This window comes from Azospirillum agricola (genome assembly GCF_017876095.1).
GTDB lineage: Bacteria > Pseudomonadota > Alphaproteobacteria > Azospirillales > Azospirillaceae > Azospirillum > Azospirillum agricola.
On sequence record NZ_JAGINM010000002.1, the window covers coordinates 434,197 to 457,426 of the forward strand.

24 protein-coding genes and 1 tRNA gene are annotated in these 23,230 nt (G+C 66.9%); 10 read left to right on the forward strand and 15 right to left on the reverse strand.

Features of this window, described 5'->3' with window-relative positions:
- Window positions 1-36: 36 nt before the first annotated feature.
- Genes J2847_RS04465 through J2847_RS04475 form a run of 3 tightly spaced genes read left to right on the forward strand, consistent with a single transcriptional unit; the run spans window position 37 to window position 2,856 of the window.
- Entirely contained in the window at window positions 37-1,068 is a 1,032-nt protein-coding gene (locus tag J2847_RS04465) for a hypothetical protein (protein WP_209777256.1), read from the forward strand.
- A gap of 4 nt (window positions 1,069-1,072) precedes the next feature.
- On the forward strand, window positions 1,073-2,083 hold the full coding sequence (locus tag J2847_RS04470) for a hypothetical protein (RefSeq protein WP_209777257.1): 1,011 nt from the start codon (window positions 1,073-1,075) through the stop codon (window positions 2,081-2,083).
- A gap of 53 nt (window positions 2,084-2,136) precedes the next feature.
- Entirely contained in the window at window positions 2,137-2,856 is a 720-nt protein-coding gene (locus J2847_RS04475) for a fused DSP-PTPase phosphatase/NAD kinase-like protein (protein ID WP_233474266.1), read from the forward strand.
- A gap of 22 nt (window positions 2,857-2,878) precedes the next feature.
- Here the strand turns inward: J2847_RS04475 and J2847_RS04480 are convergent, their stop codons facing one another.
- The 5 genes from J2847_RS04480 to alaS all read right to left on the reverse strand — a co-directional run bounded on the left by J2847_RS04480 (window position 2,879) and on the right by alaS (window position 9,125).
- Window positions 2,879-3,535, reverse strand: a complete 657-nt coding sequence (locus J2847_RS04480; RefSeq protein ID WP_211114599.1) for a YitT family protein — start codon at window positions 3,533-3,535, stop codon at window positions 2,879-2,881.
- Window positions 3,536-3,706: 171 nt separating this feature from the next.
- Window positions 3,707-4,096 carry a VOC family protein gene (locus J2847_RS04485; RefSeq protein WP_209777260.1) on the reverse strand — a complete coding sequence of 130 codons (390 nt, stop codon included), beginning with the start codon at window positions 4,094-4,096 and terminating at the stop codon, window positions 3,707-3,709.
- A gap of 38 nt (window positions 4,097-4,134) precedes the next feature.
- Window positions 4,135-5,100, reverse strand: a complete 966-nt coding sequence (locus tag J2847_RS04490; RefSeq protein ID WP_209777262.1) for a pyridoxal-phosphate dependent enzyme — start codon at window positions 5,098-5,100, stop codon at window positions 4,135-4,137.
- A gap of 403 nt (window positions 5,101-5,503) precedes the next feature.
- Entirely contained in the window at window positions 5,504-6,349 is an 846-nt protein-coding gene (locus tag J2847_RS04495; RefSeq protein ID WP_209777263.1) for an AAA family ATPase, read from the reverse strand.
- Between the two features lie 106 nt (window positions 6,350-6,455).
- Window positions 6,456-9,125 (reverse strand): alanine--tRNA ligase, encoded by a 2,670-nt coding sequence (gene alaS / locus J2847_RS04500; protein WP_209777265.1) that lies wholly within the window; start codon window positions 9,123-9,125, stop codon window positions 6,456-6,458.
- A 295-nt stretch (window positions 9,126-9,420) separates the two neighbouring features.
- Between alaS and J2847_RS04505 the strand changes: the two genes are divergently transcribed.
- Window positions 9,421-9,843 carry a GFA family protein gene (locus tag J2847_RS04505; protein WP_209777266.1) on the forward strand — a complete coding sequence of 141 codons (423 nt, stop codon included), beginning with the start codon at window positions 9,421-9,423 and terminating at the stop codon, window positions 9,841-9,843.
- A 71-nt stretch (window positions 9,844-9,914) separates the two neighbouring features.
- Here the strand turns inward: J2847_RS04505 and tatC are convergent, their stop codons facing one another.
- The 10 genes from tatC to J2847_RS04555 form a co-directional block, all read right to left on the reverse strand.
- A complete protein-coding gene (gene tatC / locus J2847_RS04510) occupies window positions 9,915-10,706 on the reverse strand; it encodes a twin-arginine translocase subunit TatC (protein ID WP_209777268.1) in 792 nt (263 codons plus the stop codon).
- Between the two features lie 10 nt (window positions 10,707-10,716).
- The gene (tatB, locus tag J2847_RS04515) at window positions 10,717-11,226 is read right to left on the reverse strand and encodes a Sec-independent protein translocase protein TatB (protein ID WP_209777270.1); all 510 of its coding nucleotides are present in this window, start codon (window positions 11,224-11,226) and stop codon (window positions 10,717-10,719) included.
- A 57-nt stretch (window positions 11,227-11,283) separates the two neighbouring features.
- A complete protein-coding gene (locus J2847_RS04520) occupies window positions 11,284-11,523 on the reverse strand; it encodes a twin-arginine translocase TatA/TatE family subunit (RefSeq protein WP_085557341.1) in 240 nt (79 codons plus the stop codon).
- Between the two features lie 126 nt (window positions 11,524-11,649).
- Window positions 11,650-12,273, reverse strand: a complete 624-nt coding sequence (gene scpB / locus J2847_RS04525; protein ID WP_209777271.1) for an SMC-Scp complex subunit ScpB — start codon at window positions 12,271-12,273, stop codon at window positions 11,650-11,652.
- A gap of 9 nt (window positions 12,274-12,282) precedes the next feature.
- A complete protein-coding gene (locus J2847_RS04530; protein WP_233474289.1) occupies window positions 12,283-13,023 on the reverse strand; it encodes a segregation and condensation protein A in 741 nt (246 codons plus the stop codon).
- 103 nt (window positions 13,024-13,126) lie between these two features.
- Window positions 13,127-13,804, reverse strand: a complete 678-nt coding sequence (locus tag J2847_RS04535) for a site-2 protease family protein (protein WP_209777274.1) — start codon at window positions 13,802-13,804, stop codon at window positions 13,127-13,129.
- 15 nt (window positions 13,805-13,819) lie between these two features.
- Window positions 13,820-14,890, reverse strand: a complete 1,071-nt coding sequence (gene nagZ / locus J2847_RS04540) for a beta-N-acetylhexosaminidase (RefSeq protein ID WP_209777276.1) — start codon at window positions 14,888-14,890, stop codon at window positions 13,820-13,822.
- Window positions 14,877-15,908, reverse strand: coding sequence for an SPOR domain-containing protein (locus J2847_RS04545; RefSeq protein WP_209777277.1), 1,032 nt, complete (start codon window positions 15,906-15,908; stop codon window positions 14,877-14,879). The genes nagZ and J2847_RS04545 overlap by 14 nt, the downstream gene beginning before the upstream one ends.
- 10 nt (window positions 15,909-15,918) lie before the next feature.
- The gene (argS, locus tag J2847_RS04550) at window positions 15,919-17,679 is read right to left on the reverse strand and encodes an arginine--tRNA ligase (RefSeq protein ID WP_209777279.1); all 1,761 of its coding nucleotides are present in this window, start codon (window positions 17,677-17,679) and stop codon (window positions 15,919-15,921) included.
- Between the two features lie 4 nt (window positions 17,680-17,683).
- Window positions 17,684-18,883, reverse strand: coding sequence for a deoxyguanosinetriphosphate triphosphohydrolase (locus tag J2847_RS04555; protein ID WP_085556478.1), 1,200 nt, complete (start codon window positions 18,881-18,883; stop codon window positions 17,684-17,686).
- A gap of 143 nt (window positions 18,884-19,026) precedes the next feature.
- Between J2847_RS04555 and erpA the strand changes: the two genes are divergently transcribed.
- From erpA to J2847_RS04585, 6 genes are all read left to right on the forward strand, one after another.
- A complete protein-coding gene (gene erpA / locus J2847_RS04560; RefSeq protein WP_209777281.1) occupies window positions 19,027-19,401 on the forward strand; it encodes an iron-sulfur cluster insertion protein ErpA in 375 nt (124 codons plus the stop codon).
- Between the two features lie 29 nt (window positions 19,402-19,430).
- Window positions 19,431-20,204, forward strand: coding sequence for an exodeoxyribonuclease III (locus J2847_RS04565; protein ID WP_209777283.1), 774 nt, complete (start codon window positions 19,431-19,433; stop codon window positions 20,202-20,204).
- A 121-nt stretch (window positions 20,205-20,325) separates the two neighbouring features.
- Window positions 20,326-20,898 carry a hypothetical protein gene (locus J2847_RS04570; RefSeq protein ID WP_209777284.1) on the forward strand — a complete coding sequence of 191 codons (573 nt, stop codon included), beginning with the start codon at window positions 20,326-20,328 and terminating at the stop codon, window positions 20,896-20,898.
- Window positions 20,899-20,977: 79 nt separating this feature from the next.
- Window positions 20,978-21,067 (forward strand) — tRNA-Ser (locus J2847_RS04575).
- Between the two features lie 491 nt (window positions 21,068-21,558).
- A complete protein-coding gene (locus J2847_RS04580; RefSeq protein WP_209777286.1) occupies window positions 21,559-22,704 on the forward strand; it encodes a HigA family addiction module antitoxin in 1,146 nt (381 codons plus the stop codon).
- 22 nt (window positions 22,705-22,726) lie between these two features.
- Window positions 22,727-23,206 (forward strand): hypothetical protein, encoded by a 480-nt coding sequence (locus J2847_RS04585; RefSeq protein ID WP_209777287.1) that lies wholly within the window; start codon window positions 22,727-22,729, stop codon window positions 23,204-23,206.
- Window positions 23,207-23,230: the final 24 nt, after the last annotated feature.

Genomic DNA, 23,230 nt, shown 5'->3' on the forward strand with positions numbered 1-23,230 from the left:
CACTGCCCCATTTTTCTCCGCGATGAAGACGTGCCGATGTCCCAGCCTCCGCAGTCCCGCTCGAACGATTTCGCCCAGACCTTCAACGCGGCCCACGGCGAAGGCGGGCTGACGCGGGTGTCGGTCGCGCACATCCTCCAGCGCATCCAGTCCGACCCCGCCTATCTGTTCGGCCAGGAATTGAAACAGGGGGCCGGACAATGCCCCTTCCACAAGGGGGAGGACGGCGGCGCCCCCGCCCTGCCGCAGGACGACGCCGACAAGATCCTCGTCAACACGCTGCTGGCCTTCCTGTTCAACCGCCTACGCGACCATATCGCGCTGAAGATGCCGCTGAACGAGTCCGGGCAGCTGATGCTGCCGATCCCGCCGCGCTCGCCCCACGGGCTCGATCCGGCCGACCGCGACGCCATGGCGGCGGCGGCGCCCGACGTCTTCTGCTCGGTTCTGCGCGACGCCACCTGCCACCTGCTCGACGGTCTGATCAGCGGCTGGGTCGTCGAGCTGCTGAAGGAGGAGGAGCATTACCGCTCCCTCGGCTCGGGCGAGATCTCCCTCGACGCGGCGGCGACCTTCGTGCTGCGCACGGCGCTGGAGGAGTCCCCCCTCTACCAGCGCGCCGGCTACGACATGCTGTCGATCACCAAGACCGGCAGCCACACCGCGATCCACATCTGCTGGGCGCTGGTCGAGGCCGCGCCGTTGCTGGTGCCGGGACGCGACGCCGCCTTCTACGACGACCTCGTCCGCCGCAGCCTGAAGCAGATCCTGCCGCTCTCCATGGCCAGCCTCGGCATGCTGGTCCATTACATGGAGGAAAGCGGGATCGAGCCGCATGACGGGCTCGCCGTCCACCGGCTGCCCGCGAACCAGACCGCCTTCGTGCTGGACGATGCCGGGCTGATCCGCCTGAACGGCGCCCCCATCGTGACCTTCGCCAAGCCCGGCGAGCGCTACTACACCGGCTGTCCGGCCTTCTACACGACCGGGCTGATCAAGCTGTACCTCGACATCGCCGCCGGGCTGGCGCTCGACTACCACGCCTACGACCGTTTGCAGGAGGCTTGAGCCCATGGCCCGCGCCAACAATTTCGCCCTCGCCTACCTCGCCGCGCACGAGGAGGCGGGGATGACGCGGATCAACCTCGCCCCCCTGCTCCACCGCATCGCCGAGGACCCGAACTGTCTGTTCGGCGAGGAGTTGCAGGCGCTCGGCGGCCATTGCCCGGTCCACGCCGACACCCGCAAGGAGGATTACGAGAAGGTCGTCATCAACACGCTGCTGGCGATGCTGTACGGCGACCTGCGCGACCACATCGTCGCCCGCATGCCGCTGGACGACGATGGCCATGTGATCCTGCCCAACCCGCCGGATTCGCCGCATGGGCTGGACGTCACCGACCCGGCCGCGCTGGACGCGGCCGATCCCGACCGTCTGGTCGGCTTCCTGCGCGATTCCATCTGCCATCTGCTCGACGCCATCATCAAGGAGTGGGCGATCAAGGTGATGGTCGAGGAGGACCGCTGCCGTGCCGAGGGCACCATCAGCGAGATGGCCGCCGCCTCCTACCTGCTGGCGCAGGCGCTGGAAAGCTCCGTGCTGCACTCGCCGTCCGGCTACGACATGGTGTCGATCACCAAGACCGGCAGCCACACCGCCCTGCACGTCTGCTGGAACCTGCTGGAATCGGCGCCACTGCTGCGCCCGGGCCTCAGCGCCGCCGACTACGAGGATCTGGCGCGCCGCAGCCTGAAGCAGATCCTGCCGCTGGCGATGGGCAGCCTCGGCATGCTGTGCCAGTTCATGGCCGCCGGGCGGATCGAGGCCGACGACCATCAGGCCATCCATCCGCTGGATCCCGACCAGAGCGCCTTCGTCTACGACGAGGACCAGAACGTCATCCTGCTGAACCCCGACCTGATCGAGCCGACCGCCATGGCGGGAGAGCGCCATTACACAGGCTGTCCGGCCTTCTACGCCAACGGCCTGATCAACCTGTACATGGAGATCGTGCTCGCGCTGGGCGCCCGCTACGGCATCTACCGGCGTTTGCAGGGCCGCTTCACCGGCGAGGCCGCTTGACGCCGCCCGCCGCGCGCCTATGTTGGCGCCCGTAGCATCCGGAAGGGTTCCCGTTGGCCAAAAAATGGTTTCTGCGCCGCATCACCACGGCGCTCGCGGACGGCATCAAGCGTGGGCGGGGCCGCATGGCCTCCCCCTGGCAGCGGGGGCTCGGCCATTTCGAAAGCGTGTTCATCGACCATGCCTGCTTCCGGCTGATCTATTCGAACACCTACCGCATCTCGCCCAACATGTACCGGGCGAGCCAGCCCTCGCCCTCGCACATCGCCGCGGCGGCGCGCAACGGTGTGCGCACCATCCTGAACCTGCGCGGCGGGCGCGACTGCGCCTCCTACATCCTGGAGGCGGAAGCCTGCAAACTGCACGGGCTTGAACTGGTCGACTTTCCGGTGAACTCCCGCGACATGCCGAAGAAGGAAACCCTTCTGAAGGCCCGCGAGCTGTTCCGCACCATGCAGTATCCGGCGCTGATGCATTGCAAGTCGGGCGCCGACCGCGCCGGATTCATGTCCACCCTGTTCATGTTCGTCCACGAACAGCAGCCGCTGCCCGAGGCGATGAAGCAGCTTTCCTGGAAATACGGCCACTTCAAGCAGGCGAAGACCGGGATCCTGGACTATTTCTTCGACCTCTACGCCGCCTACAACGAGAAGCGGCCGATCGCCTTCTGGGACTGGGTGGAGCGGGTCTACGACCCGGTCGAGGCCAAGGCCAGCTTCCGCTCCCGCGAATGGGCCGACGCGGTGGTGGACCGGGTGCTCGGGCGGGAGTGACCCGCCCCTTTCCGGGGCACGCCTAGCGCGCGACGTACCAGTCGGCGCGGTGGTTGAACGACACGAAGGCGTTCAGCACCGCCGCCCCGAGGGCCGAGGCCGCCAGCGCCTGGAGATCCACCACGAAGGCGGCGGCCGAGAAGATCACCACATCGAACAGGGCTTGCAGCCACCCGGCGCGGAAGCCCGTCTTCTCCTGCACATAATAGGCAAGGATGCCGACCCCGCCGCCGCTGGCCCCATGGCGGAACAGGCCGATCACGCCGATCCCGACGCAGAAGCCGGCCAGCACCGCGGCGGCGTAGGGATCGATGCTGCTGAAACTCATGACGCTGGGCAGGAAGCTCGACAGCAGCGAGATGCCGGTGACGGCGATCAGGGAGCTGACGGTGAAGCGCACCCCGATCCGCGCCAGGGCAAGAAAATAGAAGGGCAAATTCACCAGGAAGAACAGAATTCCAAAATTTATGCCTGTCGCGTAGGAAATCACAAAAGCCAGCCCGGCCGCCTGCCCGGTGATCAGGCCGGCGGCGTGCAGGATGGCGATACCGAAGGACGTCATGACGACGCCGAACAGTTGCCCTTGCAGGTTATCAAAGAAACTGTGTGCCGCCTTCGGACGTTCGTAAATTACCGACGCAGGGGATGACGAAATGGTGTGGGGGAAATCATCCGCCATATCAATCACCTCTCGGCGCCTTCGGGGATTTTTTACATGATCTTCCCAATATAGATCATCCGCATCATAGCTTCCATGCTTTGCTGCGGCGCAATGAAGAGTTAGGAAATTCGCCGCAACGACGTCCCGGCAGCGACGTTCCGGCTGGCCCTTTGGTGCCGGATTCCGGAATCACGCGTCCGCCGCGATGTGCCAAAGCACACCCGCCGGATCCCAGAGATAGACCACACGCATCCCCCACTCCTCCGTCTTGGGCGGCCGCGGAGGAATGACGCCGAACCGCTCGCCGAGCGCCAGGGATTCGATGTGACGCCACCAGCGGTCGATGTCCTCGACCAGCAGATGCATCATCAGGTTTTCCGCGAACTCCTTGACGTAGAAATCCTGGAGCAGGAAGGAGAAGGTCCCCTGCCCCAACCGCAGCTCGGCCAGCCCGTCTCCGAGCGGACGCGCCTGGAATCCGAGGGCCGCGTAGAAGCGCTGGCTTTCACCGAAGTCCCTGGCGGGCACGAAGGGGCGCATCGCCCGGACCGTGGACGCCAACCCCTCTGTTCCCGTCATGCTCCCGCCCTCCGGCTGTTCGGCACCATCCGCCGATCCTACGCCGCCGCCAGGGTGCGGGCCAGCGTGTCGCCGTCAACGTTGCGGCCGGACAGCACCGCCACCGTGCGCCCGGTCCGGTCGAGCCGGCCGCACAGGCAGGCGGCCACCGCCGCCGCTCCCGCCCCTTCGGCCACCACGCCGAAGGAGTCGTGGAGGGCGCGCATCGCCGCCGCGATCTCAGCTTCCTCGACCTCGACCAGATCGTCGACCAGCGTGGCGACGATTTCCCGCGGCAGCTTGCCCAGCGCGTGGACGTTGATGCCGTCGGCCAGGGTCGGGCCGCCACGCCGCGCCAGCCGCACCCCGACCACCCGCAGCGACGGCTTGAGCGCCTTGGCCGCGGCCGCGATCCCCGCAAGCAGACCGCCGCCGCCGACCGGCACCACCAGCGTCTGAGCGTCCGGAAGGTCGGCCAGCACCTCCAGCCCCACCGTCCCCTGCCCGGCGATCACGTCCGGATCGTCGTAGGGGTGCAGGAAGGTCAGGCGCCGTTCGCCCGCCAGTTCCAGGGCCCTGCCCTTGGCGTCGCCCACCGTGGTGCCGTGCAGCAGCACCTCGGCGCCAAGCGCCGCCGTCCGCTCCACCTTGCAGCGCGGCGCCGTCTCCGGCATCACGATGGTCGCCTTGACGCCGAGGCGCCGCGCGTGCAGCGCCACGCCCTGCGCGTGGTTGCCGGCCGACATGGCGATCACCCCCCCGGCCCTCTCGGGAGCGGTCAGGCGCAGCAGGCGGTTCAGGGCGCCGCGCTCCTTGAAGGCGCCGGTGGCCTGAAAGGTCTCGGCCTTCAGCCACAGGTCGCGGCCGAGCGCCGGGGCGTGGAGCAGCGGCGTGCGGACGATGTGGCCGGCCAGACGCTCCGCCGCGTCGGTGACGGCGCTCAGCGGCAGCCAAGCGGGCAGACGGTCTTCGGATGAGGCGCAGACGGAAAGCGTGCGCGCGGCATCGGCATGCGCGGTGTGCATCGGGCGGTTCCTTGGGAACGAACGGTCGGGAAATGTCGGGCGTGACCCGGACCGCCTCAGCGGACCGGGGAGATAATTCGCGCCGAGTCCCGCATTCGCTCGCCAAGCACGATTCCACGGCGCGGAATCGTGAACCCACGGATCGAAGCGTCAGAAGGAAAAAGAACCGGATTGAGGGCTCCGGAGGCCACACGGTGCAGCGACACGCCACACACTCCACACAATCAACGAACGCGAGCGGCAGACAACCGGCGCTTCAGAGCGCCGGGCCGATAATTCGCATTCGCATGGTGTGGAGGTAAGTCATGGATCCTGAATAGCCGTTGCCGTGGCGGCGGTCAAGCCGCATCGGTGTTGTTGGCGGTCAAGCCGCCATCGGCGCTTTTCCGAACCGGATACCGGCTCAGCGGTCCCCGCGCTTGGCCAGGAAGGCCAGCCGCTCCAGCATGTGGACGTCCTGCTCGTTCTTCAGCAGGGCGCCGCACAGCGGCGGGATCAGCTTGCGGGCGTCCTTGGCCCGCAGGGTTTCCGGGTCGATGTCCTCGACCATCAGCAGCTTGATCCAGTCGAGCAGCTCCGAGGTCGAGGGCTTCTTCTTCAGCCCCGGCACCTCGCGCAGATCGTAGAACAGGTTCAGCGCCTCGCGCAGCAACGCCGCCTTAAGGCCGGGGTAATGAACCTCGACGATCCGTTCCATCGTCGCGCGGTCGGGGAAGCGGATGTAGTGGAAGAAGCAGCGGCGCAGGAAGGCGTCTGGCAGCTCCTTCTCGTTGTTCGAGGTGATGATGACGATCGGGCGCTTGGCCGCCTTGATGGTCTGGCGCGTCTCGTAGACGTGGAACTCCATGCGGTCGAGTTCCAGCAGCAGGTCGTTGGGGAACTCGATGTCGGCCTTGTCGATCTCGTCGATCAGCAGGACCGGCGGCACCGGCGCCTCGAAGGCTTCCCACAGCTTGCCGCGCACGATGTAGTTGGCGATGTCGTGGACCTTGGCCTCGCCGAGCTGGCTGTCGCGCAGGCGGCTGACCGCGTCGTACTCGTAGAGTCCCTGCTGCGCCTTGGTCGTCGACTTGACATGCCAGGACAGCAGCGGCCGGTTCAGCGCGCGGGCGATCTCCACCGCCAGCACGGTCTTTCCGGTGCCGGGTTCGCCCTTGACCAGCAGCGGGCGCTCCAGCGCGACGGCGGCATTGACCGCCACCATCAGATCCTCGGTGGCGACGTAGCTGTCGGTTCCGGTGAAGCGCATGGGACGGTGTTCCTCGGGATCCAGGGATCAGGGCGCGGCGGATCAAGACGCGGCGACCACCGCAAGGAAAACGGCCCCCGGCGTCGGTGCGGGGGCCGTGGTTCGATCAGGACGCCTTCTTGGCGGCGATGGCCACCTCGATGGCCGCGATCGCCGCCGGGGCCAGCGACACGTCGGGGCCACCGGCCTGCGCCATGTCGGGACGGCCGCCGCCACCCTTGCCGCCCAGCGCCTCGGCGCCGGCGCGGACCAGATCGACGGCGCTGAGCGTGCCGGTCAGATCCTCGGTGACGCCGATGACGATGGAGGCCTTGCCCTCGTTGCCGGCGATCAGCACGACGACGCCGGAGCCGACCTGCTTCTTCAGCTCATCGGCCATCGGCTTCAGATCCTTGGCGGGCAGCCCCTCGACCACGCGGGCGAGCAGCTTGACGCCGGCCACGTCCTTGGCCTCGCCACCACCCTCGGCCTTCGCACCGCCACTCATCGCCACTTGGCGGCGCAGTTCGGCCAGTTCGCGCTCCATCTTGCGGCGCTCCTCGACCAGGGCGGCGACGCGCGCCGGAACCTCGTCGGGCTTGACCTTGAGGGCGGAGGCCGCTTCGGCCAGAAGCTGGTCGCGCCCGGTCAGCCACGCCTTGGCGCCGGTGCCGGTCAGCGCCTCGATGCGGCGGACGCCGGCGGCGACGGCGCCTTCCGAGACGATCTTGAACAGGCCGATGTCGCCGGTGCGACGCACATGCGTGCCGCCGCACAGCTCGATCGAATAGTCGCGGTCGAGCTCACCGTGCGGGCCGCCCATCGAAACGACGCGGACCTCGTCGCCGTACTTCTCGCCGAACAGCGCCATGGCGCCCTGGGCGCGGGCCTCGTCGGGGGACATCAGGCGGGTGATCACCTCGCTGTTGGCGAGGATGCGGCGGTTCACCTCGTCCTCGACCACCGCGATGTCGGCGGCGGTCAGGCCGGCGGGCTGGCTGATGTCGAAGCGCAGGCGCTCCGGCGCCACCAGCGAGCCCTTCTGGGTGACGTGGTCGCCCAGCCGGTTGCGCAGCGCCTCGTGCAGCAGGTGGGTGGCCGAATGGTTGGCGCGGATCGCCGAGCGGCGCTCCGAATTCACCCGCAGCTCCACCACGTCACCGACCTTGAGCGTGCCCTTGGTGACGGTGCCGGCGTGGGCCCACACGGCGCCCAGCTTCTTCTGGGTGTCGGAGACGGCGAACTCGGTGCCCTCGGCGGAGAAGATCACGCCGGTGTCGCCGGCCTGACCGCCCGATTCGCCGTAGAAGGGCGTCTGGTTGACGACGACGAGAATCTCGTCGCCGGCAGCCGCGCTGTCGACGCGGGCGTCGCCCTTGACGATGGCGGTCACCTTGCCCTCGGCGACCTCGGTGTCGTAGCCGAAGAACTCGGTGGCGCCCAACTCGTCCTTGATCTCGTACCACAGCTTCTCGGTGCCGACCTCGCCCGAGCCGGCCCAGGATTCGCGGGCCTTGCGGCGCTGCTCGTCCATCGACGCCTTGAAGCCGGCCTCGTCGACCGCCCGCCCCTGCCCGCGCAGCACGTCCTGCGTCAGATCGAGCGGGAAGCCGTAGGTGTCGTACAGCTTGAAAGCGACCTCGCCGGCCAGCGGCTGGCCCTCGCCCAGGTGGCCGACCTCGTCCTCCAGCAGGCGCAGCCCGCGCTCCAGCGTCTGCTTGAAGCGGGTCTCCTCCAGCTTGAGGGTCTCGACGATCAGGGCGCGGGCGCGGTTCAGCTCGGGATAGGCGTCGCCCATCTGCTGGGTCAGCGCCGGGACCAGACGGTGCATCAGCGGCTCGCGCGCGCCGATCATGTGGGCGTGACGCATGGCGCGGCGCATGATGCGACGCAGCACATAGCCGCGGCCCTCGTTGGACGGCAGCACGCCGTCGGCGATCAGGAAGGAGGAGGAGCGCAGATGGTCGGCGATCACCCGGTGCGACACGGCGTGGGCGCCGTCGGCGTCAGTCTTGGTCGCCTCGGCCGACGCGACGATCAGGGCGCGCATCAGGTCGATGTCGTAATTGTCGTGCTTGCCTTGCAGGACGGCGGCCAGACGCTCCAGCCCCATGCCGGTGTCGATCGACGGCTTGGGCAGCGGGACCAGATTGTCCGGCCCGAGCTGCTCGTACTGCATGAAGACGAGATTCCAGATCTCGATGAAGCGGTCGCCGTCCTGGTCCGGGCTGCCCGGCGGGCCGCCGGCGATCGACGGGCCGTGGTCGAAGAAGATTTCCGAGCAGGGGCCGCAGGGGCCGGTGTCGCCCATCCGCCAGAAATTGTCGTCGGTCGGGATGCGGATGATGCGGTCGTCCGACAGGCCGGCGACCTTCCGCCAGATGGCGGCGGCGTCCTCGTCGCTGCTGTGGACCGTCACCAGCAGCTTGTCGGCGGGAAGGCCATACTCCTTGGTGACCAGGTTCCAGGCGAACGCGATGGCGTCGTCCTTGAAATAGTCGCCGAAGGAGAAGTTCCCCAGCATCTCGAAGAAGGTGTGGTGGCGCGCCGTGTAGCCGACATTGTCGAGGTCGTTGTGCTTGCCGCCCGCGCGCACGCATTTCTGCGAGGTGGTCGCCCGCTTGTACGGCCGCTGCTCCGCCCCGGTGAAGACGTTCTTGAACTGCACCATGCCGGCGTTGGTGAACATCAGCGTCGGGTCGTTGCGCGGCACCAGCGGCGACGAGTCCACGATCTGGTGGCCCTGCTTGGCGAAGAAGTCCAGGAACGTGCGGCGAATGTCGTTGGCGGTCTGCATAGGACGGTCAGGGCTCCGGAAACGGCGGCGCGGCTTCTTCGAGCCGAACCGTGCTTTTAGCGCGAGTTTGGAAGGCTGTCCACAATGGGACGGAATCTTGCCCGGAACGGCCGAGGAATACGGGGCTGGAAGGAAACATCGTGCCGGAGAACGGTCCGGTCAACCGCGCGGTTCACGTAGGAAGGACATCGACGCCCATCGGTGCGGCGCAAGCTCTCTTTCGACTCAAGGATTTCCCACGACCTGCTCTGCTATCGTCCTCGGTGTTCCAGACAAAAACGCGAGGGGAAACGCCATGTCGCACATCGGACGCTGCTTTTGCGGCGCGGTCGAGTTGGAGGTCTCCGGAGAGCCGGAAGCCATGGGCTATTGCCATTGCCGCTCCTGCCGGTCGTGGTCCGGCGGCCCGGTGAACGCCTTCAGCCTGTGGAAGCCGGAGGCCGTGACGGTCACGGCGGGAGCCGAGCACATCGCGACCTTCCAGAAGACACCGCTCAGCCAGCGTCAGTACTGCGCGAAGTGCGGCGGCCATCTGATGACCAACCATCCGCCGCTCGGTCTGGTCGACGTGTTCTCCGCGACGATCCCGACGCTCGCCTTCAGCCCGGCCGTCCACGTCAACTACGCCGAGACCGTGCTGCCGATCCGCGACGGCCTGCCCAAGTTCAAGGACTTCCCGTCCGCCTTCGGCGGGTCCGGCGAACAGGTCGCCGAATAAGGGCTGCATCCGCAAAAGAAATGGCCGGGCTCAACGCCCGGCCATGCGAAGCATCCTCTTGTCCAGCCCGGTTACTCGGCGGCCTCGTCGGCGGCCTTCTTCCTTTCCATGCGGCGGCCGATGAGGATCGAGATCTCGTAGAGCGCCAGCAACGGGATCGCCAGGCTGACCTGGCTGATGACGTCCGGCGGGGTCAGCACGGCGGCGACCACGAAGGCGAAGACGATGGCGTAGCGGCGCTTGGAGGCCAGCATCTCCGTCGTCACCAGCCCGGCGCGGATCAGCAGGGTCAGCAGCACCGGAAGCTGGAAGGCGATGCCGAAGGCGAAGATCAGCGACATCACCAGATGCAGGTATTCGCCGACGCGCGCCTCGAACTCGATGGGCAGCGCCGCCGCGTCGCCGCCGGGATGGAACTCGAAACCCAGGAAGAAGCGCCACGCCATCGGGAAGATGAAGTAATAGACCATCGCCGCGCCGGTCAGGAACAGCACCGGGGTGGCGGCCAGGAAGGGCAGAAAGGCGCGCCGCTCGTGCTTGTAGAGGCCGGGAGCGACGAACATCCAGATCTGGCTGGCGACGATCGGGAAGGAGATGAAGCAGCCGGCCCAGAAGGCGACCTTCACATAGGTGAAGAAGGCTTCGGTCAGGCCGGTGTAGATCATCCGGCGCCCCTGCCCGGCCAGGATGTCGGCCAGCGGCTGGACCAGGAAATTGTAGATCTTGTCGGAGACGGCGTAGCACAGCAGGAACGCGATCAGGATCGCGCCGATGGCCCACATCAACCGGTTGCGCAGTTCGATCAGGTGATCGATCAGCGGCATCTTGCTGTCTTCGAGGTCGTCCTGCGTGTCGCCGGTCATGGGATCGTCTTTACGCCTGCTTGTCCGTCGGGTGGGAAGCCGCCGGAACGGGAACCGGCGCGGACGCCGGCTTGTCGGATGGTTCGAGCGTCGGCTGGGCGCCCGTCTCGATTGCCGGGGCCGGGGCCGGCGGCGCGGCGGCCGGTTCGGCCGGGGACACCGGATCGGCGGCGGGCACCGCGCCGACGTCCGGCTTGGCCTCCGCTTCCGGCGGGCTGCCGGGGTGGCCGGCCAAGCCGACGTCGAAGGCCTTGGACACCTCGCCCTTGGGGTCGATGGTGTCCTCCATCATCTTCTTGATGTTCATGTCGCGGGTCTTCAGAGCTTCGCGACGAAGCTCGTCCAACTCGGTCTCGCGCATCATGTCGTCGATGTGGGTCTGGAACTCGCGCGCCACACCACGCGCCTTCCGCACCCATTTGCCGAAGGTGTAGATCGCCTTCGGCAAATCCTTCGGCCCGATGAAGATGAGAGCCACGACCGCGATCAGCAGCAGTTCGGACCAGGCAATATCGAACATGGTATTCCGGCTTCACCGAGACGATAGGGGCCGGGAGGTGCCGGGCGGCACCCCCGCTCAGCCGCGAACCGCCTCGTCCTTCTTGGCCGCGTGGTCGACCGTGTTGGCCGGCTGGTTCGGGATGACCTTGGCGGTCGCGGCGGGATCGGACGCCTCGTCCTCCTCCTTCAGGCCGGCCTTGAACGACTTCACGCCCTTGGCGAGGTCGCCCATCACCTTGGGAAGCTTCCCCGCGCCGAACAGGAGCAGCACGATGAGAAGAACGATGACCCAATGCCAGATGCTGAAACTGCCCATGACGCGGTATCCCGATTGGTCGAACATGCGACGGGCCGGCACTATGGCAGAAAGGACATTCCGTCGCAACGCCTGCCGGCCGGCGGAACCTTTTGATTACGAAGGCTTCACCGGAGCGGACGCGCGTCAATCCTCGTCGTCCGGCGCGGGCGCGGCCGGAGCGTCGTCGGCCAACCCGCCCAGACCCAGCAGCACCGGCCGCGAATCGAGCAGGCCGGCGGCGCGCAGATCCTCGACGCTCGGCAGGTCGCGCAGCGTCTCCAGTCCGAAATGGTCGAGGAAATGGTCGGTCGTCACCCAGGTCAGCGGGCGGCCCGGCGTCTCGCGGCGGCGGCCGGGGCGGATCCAGCCATGCTCCATCAGGATGTCGAGCGTGCCCTTGCTGGTCGTGACGCCGCGGATCGCCTCGATCTCGGCGCGGGTCACCGGCTGGTGGTAGGCGACGATGGCCAGCGTCTCGATGGCGGCGCGGGACAGCTTCTTCGAGACCTCCTCCTCCTGGCGCAGCAGGGGCGCCAGATCGGCGGCGGTGCGGAAGGACCAGCCGGCCCCCGTGCGCGCGAGGTTGACGCCGCGCGGCGCGTAATGGGCGCGCAACTCCTCCAGCAGGGCGGGCACGTCGGGACCGACGCGGGCAGCCAACGTCTCCTCGTCGAGCGGATCGGCGGAGGCGAAGAGCAGGGCTTCGAGCAGGCGGAGCTTGCCGATGCGGGCCTCGACCTCCTCGGGGTTGGTCACTTCCTTGATCATCGTCTCAGGTCATTCGCCGCCGGCGTCGCCGTCACGGTCGTGGCGGGCGCTGCGGACATAGAGGGGGGTGAAGGCGCCGTCCTGGCGCAGTTCGACCCGGCCGGCCTTGGCCAGCTCCAGCGTCGCCGCGAAATGCGCCGCCATGGCGGAACGGGTCAGCAGCGGGCCGCCCTCCTCCCCGGGCAGGAAGCTCGCCAGGGTGGCCCAGTCCGGCATGTGGCCGAGCAGGCCGGAGAGCCGGCGGACGGCGTCCTCCATCGAATAGAGGCGGATCGGGGCGATGTGCAGGACGCCGCCTTCCCGCCGCTTGCGGTGCTCGCCATAGGCGCGCAGCAGGTCGTAGAGCGTGACCTCGTAGACCGACTTGCGACGGATGTCGATGTCCTCCGGGGCACCCCGGGCGAAGACATCGTGGCCCAGCCGGTGGCGGGTGAACAGCTTGGCGGCGGCCTCCTTCATCGCCTCCAGCCGCTGGAGCTGGAAGGCGAGCGCCGCCGCCATGTCCTCGCCGGACGGCTCCTCGTCCTCCAGCGCCGGCAGCAGCAGGCGGGATTTCAGGTAGGCCAGCCACGCCGCCATCACCAGATAGTCGGCGGCCAGCTCCAGCCGAACCTTCCGCGCCTCGGCGACGAAGGCGAGATACTGGTCGGCCAGTTCCAGGATCGAGATGCGGGTGAGGTCGACCTTCTGCTCGCGCCCCAGCGCCAGCAGCATGTCGAGCGGCCCCTCGAAGCCATCGAGGACCAGCATGAGCTGGTCGGACACGGCGACGGGCGCGACGACGGGTTCGGATGCGCCCTCCGTGTCGCGGATCGCGTCCTCCGCCTTGCGGCTGGTGGCCATGCGCCCTGCCCTACCCGTTGCCGGTCAGAATCTGGATGAACTCGATCACCGCGTCCACCGGCGGACCGAGCACCCAGGTCATCACGTTGAGGTCGTAGCCGAACTCGCGCCCCAGCATCGGCAGCAGGAAGAAGGCGCCGAGCAGGATCAGCATGCCGAACCGCTCCAGCCGGGCCAGCGGGAAGGCGAGCGCATAGGGCAGCACGCCGACCGCGACCCGGCCGCCGTCGAGCGGCGGCAGCGGGATCAGGTTGAACACCATCAGGATGACGTTGACGAGGATCGACACCTCGGACGCCGCGCGCAGCCAGGCCTCGACGATGCCGTTCTGCGGATCGACCAACCCCCACAGCACCGCCGAGACGACCGCCAGCAGGAAGTTGGTGCCCGGCCCGGCGAGCGCCACCCACACCATGTCGCGGCGGGGGTGGTCGAGCCGGCCGAAATTGACCGGCACCGGCTTGGCCCAGCCGAAGACGAACCCGGTGGTGAAGTACATCAGCGCCGGCAGCAGCACCGTCCCGAACGGGTCGATGTGGCGCAGCGGGTTGAAGGTGACGCGCCCCAGCCGGTAGGCGGTGTCGTCGCCGAGCCGCCACGCGACGAAGCCGTGCGCCGCCTCGTGCAGCGTGATGGCGATGATGGCCGGCAGGGCCACGGCCGTCACGCGGAAGATCCATTCCTCCATCGCCGTTCCCTTTCGTCAGGCCGCTAGCGGGCCGAGAAGCGCCGCCAGCCGCGCCGACAATTCCTGCGGGTCGGCGGGCTGCGGCCGGCCGGCCATCGCCCGCGCCCGCGCCCAGCGCTCCAGCGCCGCGTCGTCCATCGGCGGGACGACGGCGGCCACCGCCCGCATCTCCGCCAGATCGCCGTTGCAGTGGAGCACGATGTCCATGCCGGCCGCCAGCACCGACCGCGCCCGCTCCGCGACGCCGCCGTCGAGCGCGTTCATCGAAAGGTCGTCGCTGAACAGCAGCCCGTCGAAGCCGATGGAGGGACCGCGCACCACCTCGCGCATCACGGTGGCCGAGGTGCTGGCCGGGGCGTCCGGGTCGATGTCCTTCAGCACGACATGGGCGACCATGCCCAGCGGCAGGTCGGCGAGCGCGCGGAAGGGGGCGAAGTCGGTCGCCTCCAGCGCGGCGCGCGGGGCGTCGACGACCGGAAGCTCGGCGTGGCTGTCGGCGAAGGCCCGGCCATGGCCGGGGATGTGCTTGATGACCGGCAGCACCCCGCCGGCCAGCAGCCCGTCCGCCGTCGCCCGCGCCAACTCCGACACCAGCGCCGGGTCGCGGGAGAAGGCGCGGTCGCCGATGATGTCGTGGGCTCCCTCGACCGGAACGTCGCAGACCGGGGCGCAATCCACCGTCACCCCGACCTCGGCCAGCATGTGGGCGAGCAGCCGGCCGTTGATCCAGGCGGCCTCGCGCCCGGCGACGCGGTCGCGGTCGGCGAGCGCGCCGAACACCCCCATCGGCGGGTGCGCCGCCCAGTGCGGCGGGCGCATGCGGGCGACCCGCCCGCCCTCCTGGTCGATCAGCACCGGGGCGTCGGGACGGCCGACGGAGGCGCGCAGGTCGGTGACCAGCGCCGCGACCTGTCCGGGCGTCTCGCAGTTGCGGCGGAACAGGATGAAGCCGAGCGGGTCGGCATCGCGGAAGAAGGTGGCCTCGGCGGGGTCGAGCAGCGGCCCGGCGCAGCCGAAGACGACCGCGCGCGGCGGGTGGGGCGTCGCCGCCCCGCTCGTCGCGGCGGTGGAATCAGGGACGGACAACCACACACCCCGTGTTTTGCGCGCGAAGCTGGGCGCAGATGGATTTCGCGCGGGCTTCGTCGGCGCCCGCTCCCTGGACACGGTAGAAGATGCCCTTCTCGCCGAGATCGACCTTGGCGACCTGCATGGACAACCCGCCGAGCGCTTCGGCGTACCGCCCGGAGATTCGCTTCCACTCCGCCGCCGCCTCGGCCTCGCTGCGCACCGAGGCGAGCTGGATCCGCCAGGATCCGGAGCCGCCGGCAACGGCGGGCGCCGGCTTGGCAGGCTGGGACGGCTGAGCCGGCGATTGAGCGGCGGCCGGAGCCGGGGCCGGCTTGGCCGCGTTGACCGGAGCCGGCGGCGTCGCCGCCTTGGGCGGCGGCAGGGCTGCCGCTTGCTGAGGCGGATTGGCCGGCTTGGCGGCGGGCGGGGCAACGGGTTGGGTGGCGGGTTGGGTGGCGGGTTGACCGGCCGGCGTCTTCGCGACCGACGGCGGGACCGGCTTGGCGGTCGACGCGGCGGCCGCCGGCGCCGGAGCCTGGACCGGCGCGGCCGACATGGCCGTCGCGTCCATCGCGTCGCGCGGAACCGTCGAGGTCGCGCCCGGCGGCGGGGGCGGCACCTGCGCCACCGTCGGAGCGCTCGGCAGGGGTGCCGGCGCCGGCATCGCCGGTGTCACCACCGGGCGCGGCAACGGCACCTCGGGCGGCGGCAGCAGCCGCTCGACGGTGGGATGATTGCCGCTGGCGCGGTCGTGCAGCCGTTCATAGACCAGCTTGTCCTGGTGCGGCACCTCCATGCCGCCCGGCTGCTCGGGCCGCGACTTGGCGGGCGTCGCGTCGGCGGTCAACAGCGGTGGACCGTCCGACGACGCGTGGTCGCCGCCCCGGTAGCTCACGATGATGGTGCCGGCGAAGGCGACGATGCCGACCACGGCGAAGCCCAGCGCAAACAGGCCGCGCTTGCCCGGACCCTGACGCGGCGGCGGGGCGCCGTAGGGGTTGGAGGCGTAGTTCACGTCGCCCTCATACCTCATGAACCGGCCCTCATGAACGCAGTTCCTCCACCGGCTCGACGCCCATCACCTTCAGGCCCGACGCGATCACCGTCGACACGGCGGCGATCAGCGCCAGCCGGGCCACCGTGACCTCCTCGTCGCCCTCGATCAGGAAGCGCAGCGAGGCGTCGTCGCGGCCGCGGTTCCACAGCGCGTGGAACTCGCTGGCGAGGTCGTAGAGGTAGAAGGCGATGCGGTGCGGCTCGTGCGCCTCGGCGGCGGATTCGACCAGGCGCGGCCAGGTCGCCATCCGCTTGGCCAGAATCATCTCCTCCTCGGCGTCGAGCCGGGCGAGATTGGCGGCGGCGGCGAGCGCCGCCGGGTTCTGGTCGACATGCGGCAGCGCGGTCGCCGCATGGCGCAGCACCGAGCGGCAGCGGGCGTGGGCGTACTGCACGTAGAAGACAGGGTTGTCCTTGGACTGCTCGGTCACCTTGGCGAAGTCGAAATCCAGCGTCTGGTCATTGCGCCGGGTCAGCATGATGAAGCGGACGACGTCCCTGCCGACCTGCTCGATCACGTCGCGCAGCGTGACGAAGGTGCCGGCCCGCTTCGACATCTTCACCGGCTCGCCGTTCTGCATCAGGTGGACGAGCTGGCAGAGCTTGACGTCGAGCGAGGCCTTGCCCTCGGTCACCGCGGTGGTCGCCGACTGCATGCGCTTGACGTAGCCGCCATGGTCGGCGCCCCAGACGTCGATCAGGTTCGCCGCACCCCGGCGGTACTTGTCGAAATGATAGGCGATGTCGTTCGAGAAGTAGGTGAAGGAGCCGTCCGACTTCTTCAGCGGCCGGTCGACGTCGTCGCCGAAGTCGGTGGACTTGAACAAGGTCTGCGGGCGCGGCTCCCAATCGTCGGGCTTCTTGCCCTTCGGCGGCTCCAGCACGCCGGTGTAGATCAGGCCACGCTCCTCCAGCGCCTTCAGCGCGATGTCCACCGCGCCGGCGTTCACCAGCGCGCGCTCGCTGCTGTAGACGTCCATGGTGACGCCGAGCACGCCGAGATCCTCGCGGATCCAGCCCATGATCATCCCGATGGCGAAGTCGCGGCAGGCCGGCAGCCATTCGGACTCGTCCTTGCCGACCCATTTGTTGCCGTCGCGGTCGGCCAGACCGGCACCCACCTCCTTCAGGTATTCGCCTGGATAGAGGCCGGCCGGGATGGTGCCGACGTCCTCGCCCAGCGCCTCGCGGTAGCGCAGGTAGGTCGAGCGTCCCAGCACGTCGACCTGGGCGCCGGCGTCGTTGATGTAGTATTCGCGGGTGACCGCGTAGCCGGCCTTCTCCAGCAGCGCCGCCAGCGCGTCGCCGAACACGGCGCCGCGCCCGTGCGCCGCGTGCAGCGGGCCAGTCGGGTTGGCCGAGACGTATTCGACGTTCACCGGCTCGCCCTTGCCCAGCGTGCTGTCGCCGTAGGACGTCCCGGCCTTCAGCACGTCGCGGACACGATCACGCCAGACGTCCGGGGTCAGCCGCAGATTGACGAAGCCCGGCCCGGCGATCTCAACGGACGCCACGTCGGGCCGCGCCCTCAGCTTGGCGACCAGCAGCTCGGCGAGCGCGCGCGGCGCCATCCTCGCCGGCTTGGCGAGGATCATGGCGGCGTTGGTCGACAGGTCGCCATGGGCCGCCTCGCGCGGCGGCTCCACCGTCAGACGGCCGCTGTCCAGCCCGGCCGGGATCGTGCCCTCGGCGGCCAGCTCGTCCAGCAGCGTGCGAATATCGTTCTCGAAGGCCTTGAAAATATTCATCGTCTTAGGTCTTGGCATCCATGTCGAAAAGTCGGCCGTATTCGGCCAGCGCGAAGCGGTCGGTCATGCCGGCGATGTAGTCGGCCACATGGCGCGCCCGCACCGCAAGGTCGGCGTCGCCGCCGTGCCGCGCGATGTCGCGCTGCCATTCCGGCGGCAGGGTGTTGGGTTCGGCCATGAACAGGTCGAACAGCGCCTTCACCACCCGCTTGCACTTGCTCATCTCGCGGTTCACGCGGAAGTGGCGGTACATGCGCTGGCGCAGGAAGGCGCGGACCGGTCCGTGCGCCTCCCACATGGCGGGGCTGAAGCTGACCATCGGCAGCGGCAGGGCGCGCAGTTCGGCGGCGCTGCCCGGCCGGTGCTCGGCGAGGCGGCGGCGCGTCTCGGCCAGCAGGTCGCCGACCATGGCGTTGATCATGCGCCGCACCGTCTCGTGGATCAGGCGGGAGCGCTCCAGGTTCGGGTACTGCTGGCAGACCTGCCGGATCACCGGGCCGACCAGCGGCAGTTCCGCCACCTCGTCCACGGTGAACAGGCCGGCGCGCAGGCCGTCGTCGATGTCGTGGTTGTTGTAGGCGATGTCGTCGGCCAGCGCCGCGACCTGCGCCTCGGCGCCGGGGTTGGTGTGCAGCTCCAGGTCCCACGTCTCGCCGAAATCGGCGATGGTGGTCGGCAGGCGGCGGCCGGGCAGCATGGGCAGCAGCGGGCCGTTGTGCTTGACCACGCCCTCCAGCGTTTCCCAGGTCAGGTTCAGCCCGTCGAACTCGGCGTAGCGGCGCTCCAGCCGGGTCAGGATGCGCAGGGTCTGGTCGTTGTGGGCGAAGCCGCCGTGCGGCTCCATGCAGGCGTTCAACGCCTCCTCCCCGGCATGCCCGAAGGGCGTATGGCCAAGGTCGTGGGCGAGCGCCACCGCCTCCGCCAGATCCTCGTTGAGGCCCAGCGTGCGGCTGATGGAACGGGCGATCTGCGCGACCTCCAGGCTGTGGGTCAGCCGGGTCCGATAATAGTCGCCCTCGTGGTAGACGAAGACCTGCGTCTTGTATTTCAGTTTCCGGAAGCCGCCGGAATGGACGATGCGGTCGCGGTCGCGCTGGAAGCACGAGCGCGTCGGGCTTTCCGGCTCGGCCACCAGCCGTCCGCGCGTGTCCGCCGGGTCGCAGGCGTAGGGCGCCGGCCGTTCCTGGGAAAAGTCCGCCATCATGGGGCGGACACTACCCATGGGGGGGCGCGGGTGCAACGGCGAAGGCGTGCTATGACGTGACCGGATGGGGCCGAACTTTGACGCGGCCCCGGATTCACCCTACATTCCTGGGAACTTCCCGCATCGCACCAGAGGCGACCGCCATGCCCGACACCGCGATTCCCGTCGAGACCGCCCCACAGACCGGCGACCGCGTCCTGACCGTCAGCGAGAGCGCCGCCAAGCGCGTCGCCTTCCTGATCGCCAACGAGGGCAACCCGGCCCTGATGCTGCGCCTGACCGTGTCGGGCGGCGGCTGCTCCGGCTTCCAGTACGGCTTCGGCTTCGACGACGCCGTCAACGAGGACGATGTCGTCTTCGAGAAGAACGGGACGAAGGTCGTCACCGACGACGCCTCGCTCGACCTGCTGGCCGGGGCGACGCTGGACTATGTCGAGGATCTGATGGGCGCCGCCTTCCAGATCAAGAACCCCAACGCCACCGCGTCCTGCGGCTGCGGCAACTCCTTCGCCGCCTGACCGGCGCCGCTTGACCGGACGGAATTTTCGTGAAGATCGCCACCTGGAACGTCAACTCGGCGAAGGCCCGCCTTCCGCTGATCACCGACTGGCTGCGCGCGGCGTCCCCGGACGTCGTGCTCTTCCAGGAAATCAAATGCGAGACCGCCGCCTTCCCGCGCGCCGCCTTCGAGGAACTCGGCTACCACGTCGAGGTGGTCGGGCAGAAGGCCTACAACGGCGTCGCCCTGCTGTCGAAGATCCCGGCCGAGGACGTGCTGCCCCGCCTGCCCGGCGAGCCGGAGGACGAGCAGGCCCGCTACGTCGAGGCCACCGTGGCCGGGGTGCGCATCGCCTCGCTCTACCTGCCCAACGGCAACCCGGTGCCGGGCGAGAAGTTCGCCTACAAGCTGCGCTGGATGGACCGGCTGAACGCCCGCGCCCGAGAGCTGCTGGCGGACGAAATCCCCTTCGTGCTGGGTGGCGACTACAACGTCATTCCCGAGCCGCGCGACGTCTTCAGCCCGGCCGCCTTCGCCGGCGACGCCCTGTTCCAGCCGGAGACGCGGGCCAAGTTCCGCGCCTTGATCAACCTCGGCCTGACGGAGGCCTACCGGGCCTTGCACGACGACGACCGGGCCTACACCTTCTGGGATTACCAGGCCGGCTGCTGGCCGCGCGACCAGGGTTTGCGCATCGACCATTTCCTGCTCTCGCCGCAGGCGGCCGACCGCTTGGCCGGCTGCACCATCGACCGCCGCCCGCGCGGCGGCGAGAAGGCGTCCGACCACACGCCGGTGGTGCTGGAGCTGCGCGACGCCTGATTGGTGCCGCAATCATCCGCAGCGCGGTATTTCGTTAAAGTTTCCGTGGATAGGATGAGGCCGTCCGGTTGCCGGTTTCCCCCGGCGCTGGACGCGCTTCCACGGAAACGGCAAGACGGCCATGGTCTGGAGACGCGGTTACAGCCGGAACGAGATTCAGGAGCTGCTGTCGGCGATCGAGCGGCAGGCGGCGGAGGCCGTCCGTCTTGCCGACCGCGCGCAGCGCGACATCGGTCACGACCGTTTCTCGTCCTTCCTCGATTTCCGCAGGAAAGTGGAAGAGGTCCGTGCCCTTCTGACCCTGACCGAGGAGCGGCTGGGCGGCATCAACGGCGCCAGGCTGTCCGACCTGCGGTCCGAGTTCGAGCGGATGGATCTGCTGCTGATGGGCATGATGGCGCGGGCGACACGCGGGTATTTCGCCAGCATGCGCGAGGACCAGGTTCTTCCCATCGGCGCCCGCGAGTTGTTCGAGCCGGAGTTGCGGGTGATCGATCAGACCCGCGAGAGGCTGGGCCGCCCGCAGTATGAAGGGCGGGTGCTTCCAATGGTCCTGGAGGACCTGGAGGCGACATCGGAGATGATCCGCAAAACGATCAACCGAGCCCCTGCCCTACCCGATTTTTCCGACAGTCCCTCGCCGCCCAGGCCCGTGAAGCGATTGCGCACTCTGGGTCGTCCAATCCGCCAATGAGGCGTGAGGACGCGCGACGCTTGACCCGAGGCCACGCATTCGCTACTTCGGTCCTCCGCGTTGCGGCTCAACGCGCATCGGATGGGTGGCCGAGCGGTTTAAGGCTCCAGTCTTGAAAACTGGCGTAGGTGCAAGCCTACCGTGGGTTCGAATCCCACCCCATCCGCCAGAATTTTCCTTTAACGCATTGATTTTAATACGAAATCGGCTCTGCCAACATCCTTACCCCCACAGTTTACCCCACACTTTGAGGCGTATTGACGCCGCTGTCAGCGGACGCTCGCGGACGGAAACGCCTCTTCCCACCGGATCGTGGATAGCCCGCCGCTCTGCTCAATTGATGACCCGCAAGGGCTGGACCTAGAAAGCTGGGGAAATTCATCGTCCCCAACGTTCCCACTGTCCCCGACCTATCTATCCCATTGAAAGTAAAAGATATTTCCGGGGACATAAGGTGCATTGGCATCGTCCCCGGCGGGAGCTTTGATCGTCCCCACTTCGGCTCGTGTCTGCTACACGCCCCGACCCTGTGGTGCCGCTTGATGCCAAGCCACATAACTTAGTTAAAAAGGAAAAGCCCAGTTTGCGATTTTGCGCAAGTTCGCTATTATAGTGCCCAGCTCATGCTAGCAGAGCTCTGGGGGATATAAAGGCAATAATATGACCATCGACGCAGCAGAGTACCGAACGCCGGGCCAGCTTATCGAGGCGCTTCTGAAAGATCGAGGATGGACAAAGCGCACTTTGGCCATTGTCTTAGATGTAGACGAATCGGGAATTACCCGTATTGTGTCTGACAAACAGTCAGTCAGTGCCACGATGGCGCTGTCTCTTGAAGAGGTATTCGGTGTACCTGCTGAGCGTTTTCTTGAGCTTCAGAAAGCTTATGACCTCGCCAAAGCGCGCATTGCTGCACGCCCTGACCCCGGTAGAAAAACACGCGCGCACCTCTTCGGAGGTTTGCCAGTGGCCGAGATGATTAAGCGTTGCTGGATTGAAGCTGATGACATTCGTGATGTGCCGATGGTCGAGAAATCTCTTGCCAAATTCTTTGGAGTAGATTCACCAGATCAAATTGAAATATTGCCTCATGCTGCCAAGAAGACAATCGTTGGTCCTGACGTAACTTCAACTCAACTTGCTTGGCTATATCGAGTTCGCCGCATCGCAAGCGAGTTGATTGTAGCCCCCTATACAACTCAGGGCGCTCTAGAGGCGGTAAAAAGGCTTAGCGATCTACGTCGCCATCCAGAAGAATTGAGGAAAGTTCCTAGAATATTGAATGAGGCAGGAATTCGATTTGTTCTTGTTGAGACATTGCCATCGGCAAAGATTGATGGGGTATGCTTCTGGCTGAACGAGCGCTCTCCGGTAATTGGTCTTTCTATCCGATATGATAGAATTGATAATTTCTGGTTTGTTCTCCGCCATGAACTTGAGCACGTAATACAAGGTCATGGAAAATCATCGCCCATATTGGACGCAGAACTTGAGGGGGAAAAGGCTGGGACAAGCTCAAATATACCAGAGGAAGAGCGGATTGCAAACGAAGCTGCCGCTAATTTTTGTGTTCCAAAGAAGATGATGGATGCTTTTATCGCAAGAAAGGCACCATTTTTTTCCGAAATAGACCTTCTTGGTTTCTCAAGAACAATCAATGTCCACCCAGGTCTTGTTGCTGGGCAACTTCAGAGATTGACGGGCCGATATGACAGGTTCCGGAATCACTTGGTAAAAGTGCGAAGCTTCATTGCACCTAGCGCAATCGTAGATGGTTGGGGCGACGTTGCCCCAGTGGACCTTTAATCAGCGACGAAGGAAGTTTGTCATGAGTAAAAAGCGGGATATGCAGCGCTTAATACGAGCCTGGAAAGATGAATCTGGAGAGCAAGAAATTGATATGCAAAAAGTGGCGCAGTACGCGCTAAAGAAAGGCTGGCCTATGCCCCAGCCAAAATCTCCAGTTGAGCTATTGGCAAAGCAATTTGCCGATGCGGCGCGTGAAGAAATCGGCCGAGATCCCAAAACTGGGCGTCCATATCGAGTTTATCACGCAGTTCCCGTCCAAAGCGGTCAAATGACCTTCTATACTTGGTGGGATATTAATGAAGCCCCTCGCAAAGTTATGCACAAATCTCTCGTGAACAGACGAGAGCAAATGATTGGTGACGGGTTGCAGCTCACTTTGGACGCTTCCTATTGGAACAGTAAACATCCTGATGAAGAGCCGATTGCATTGCCAATGGACCTATCCCTAGATATTGAATGGCGCCTGAATGCACCGGACGATAATGAGGATGCTGCCTAATGAGACTGTCGCTTGAACAGGTGC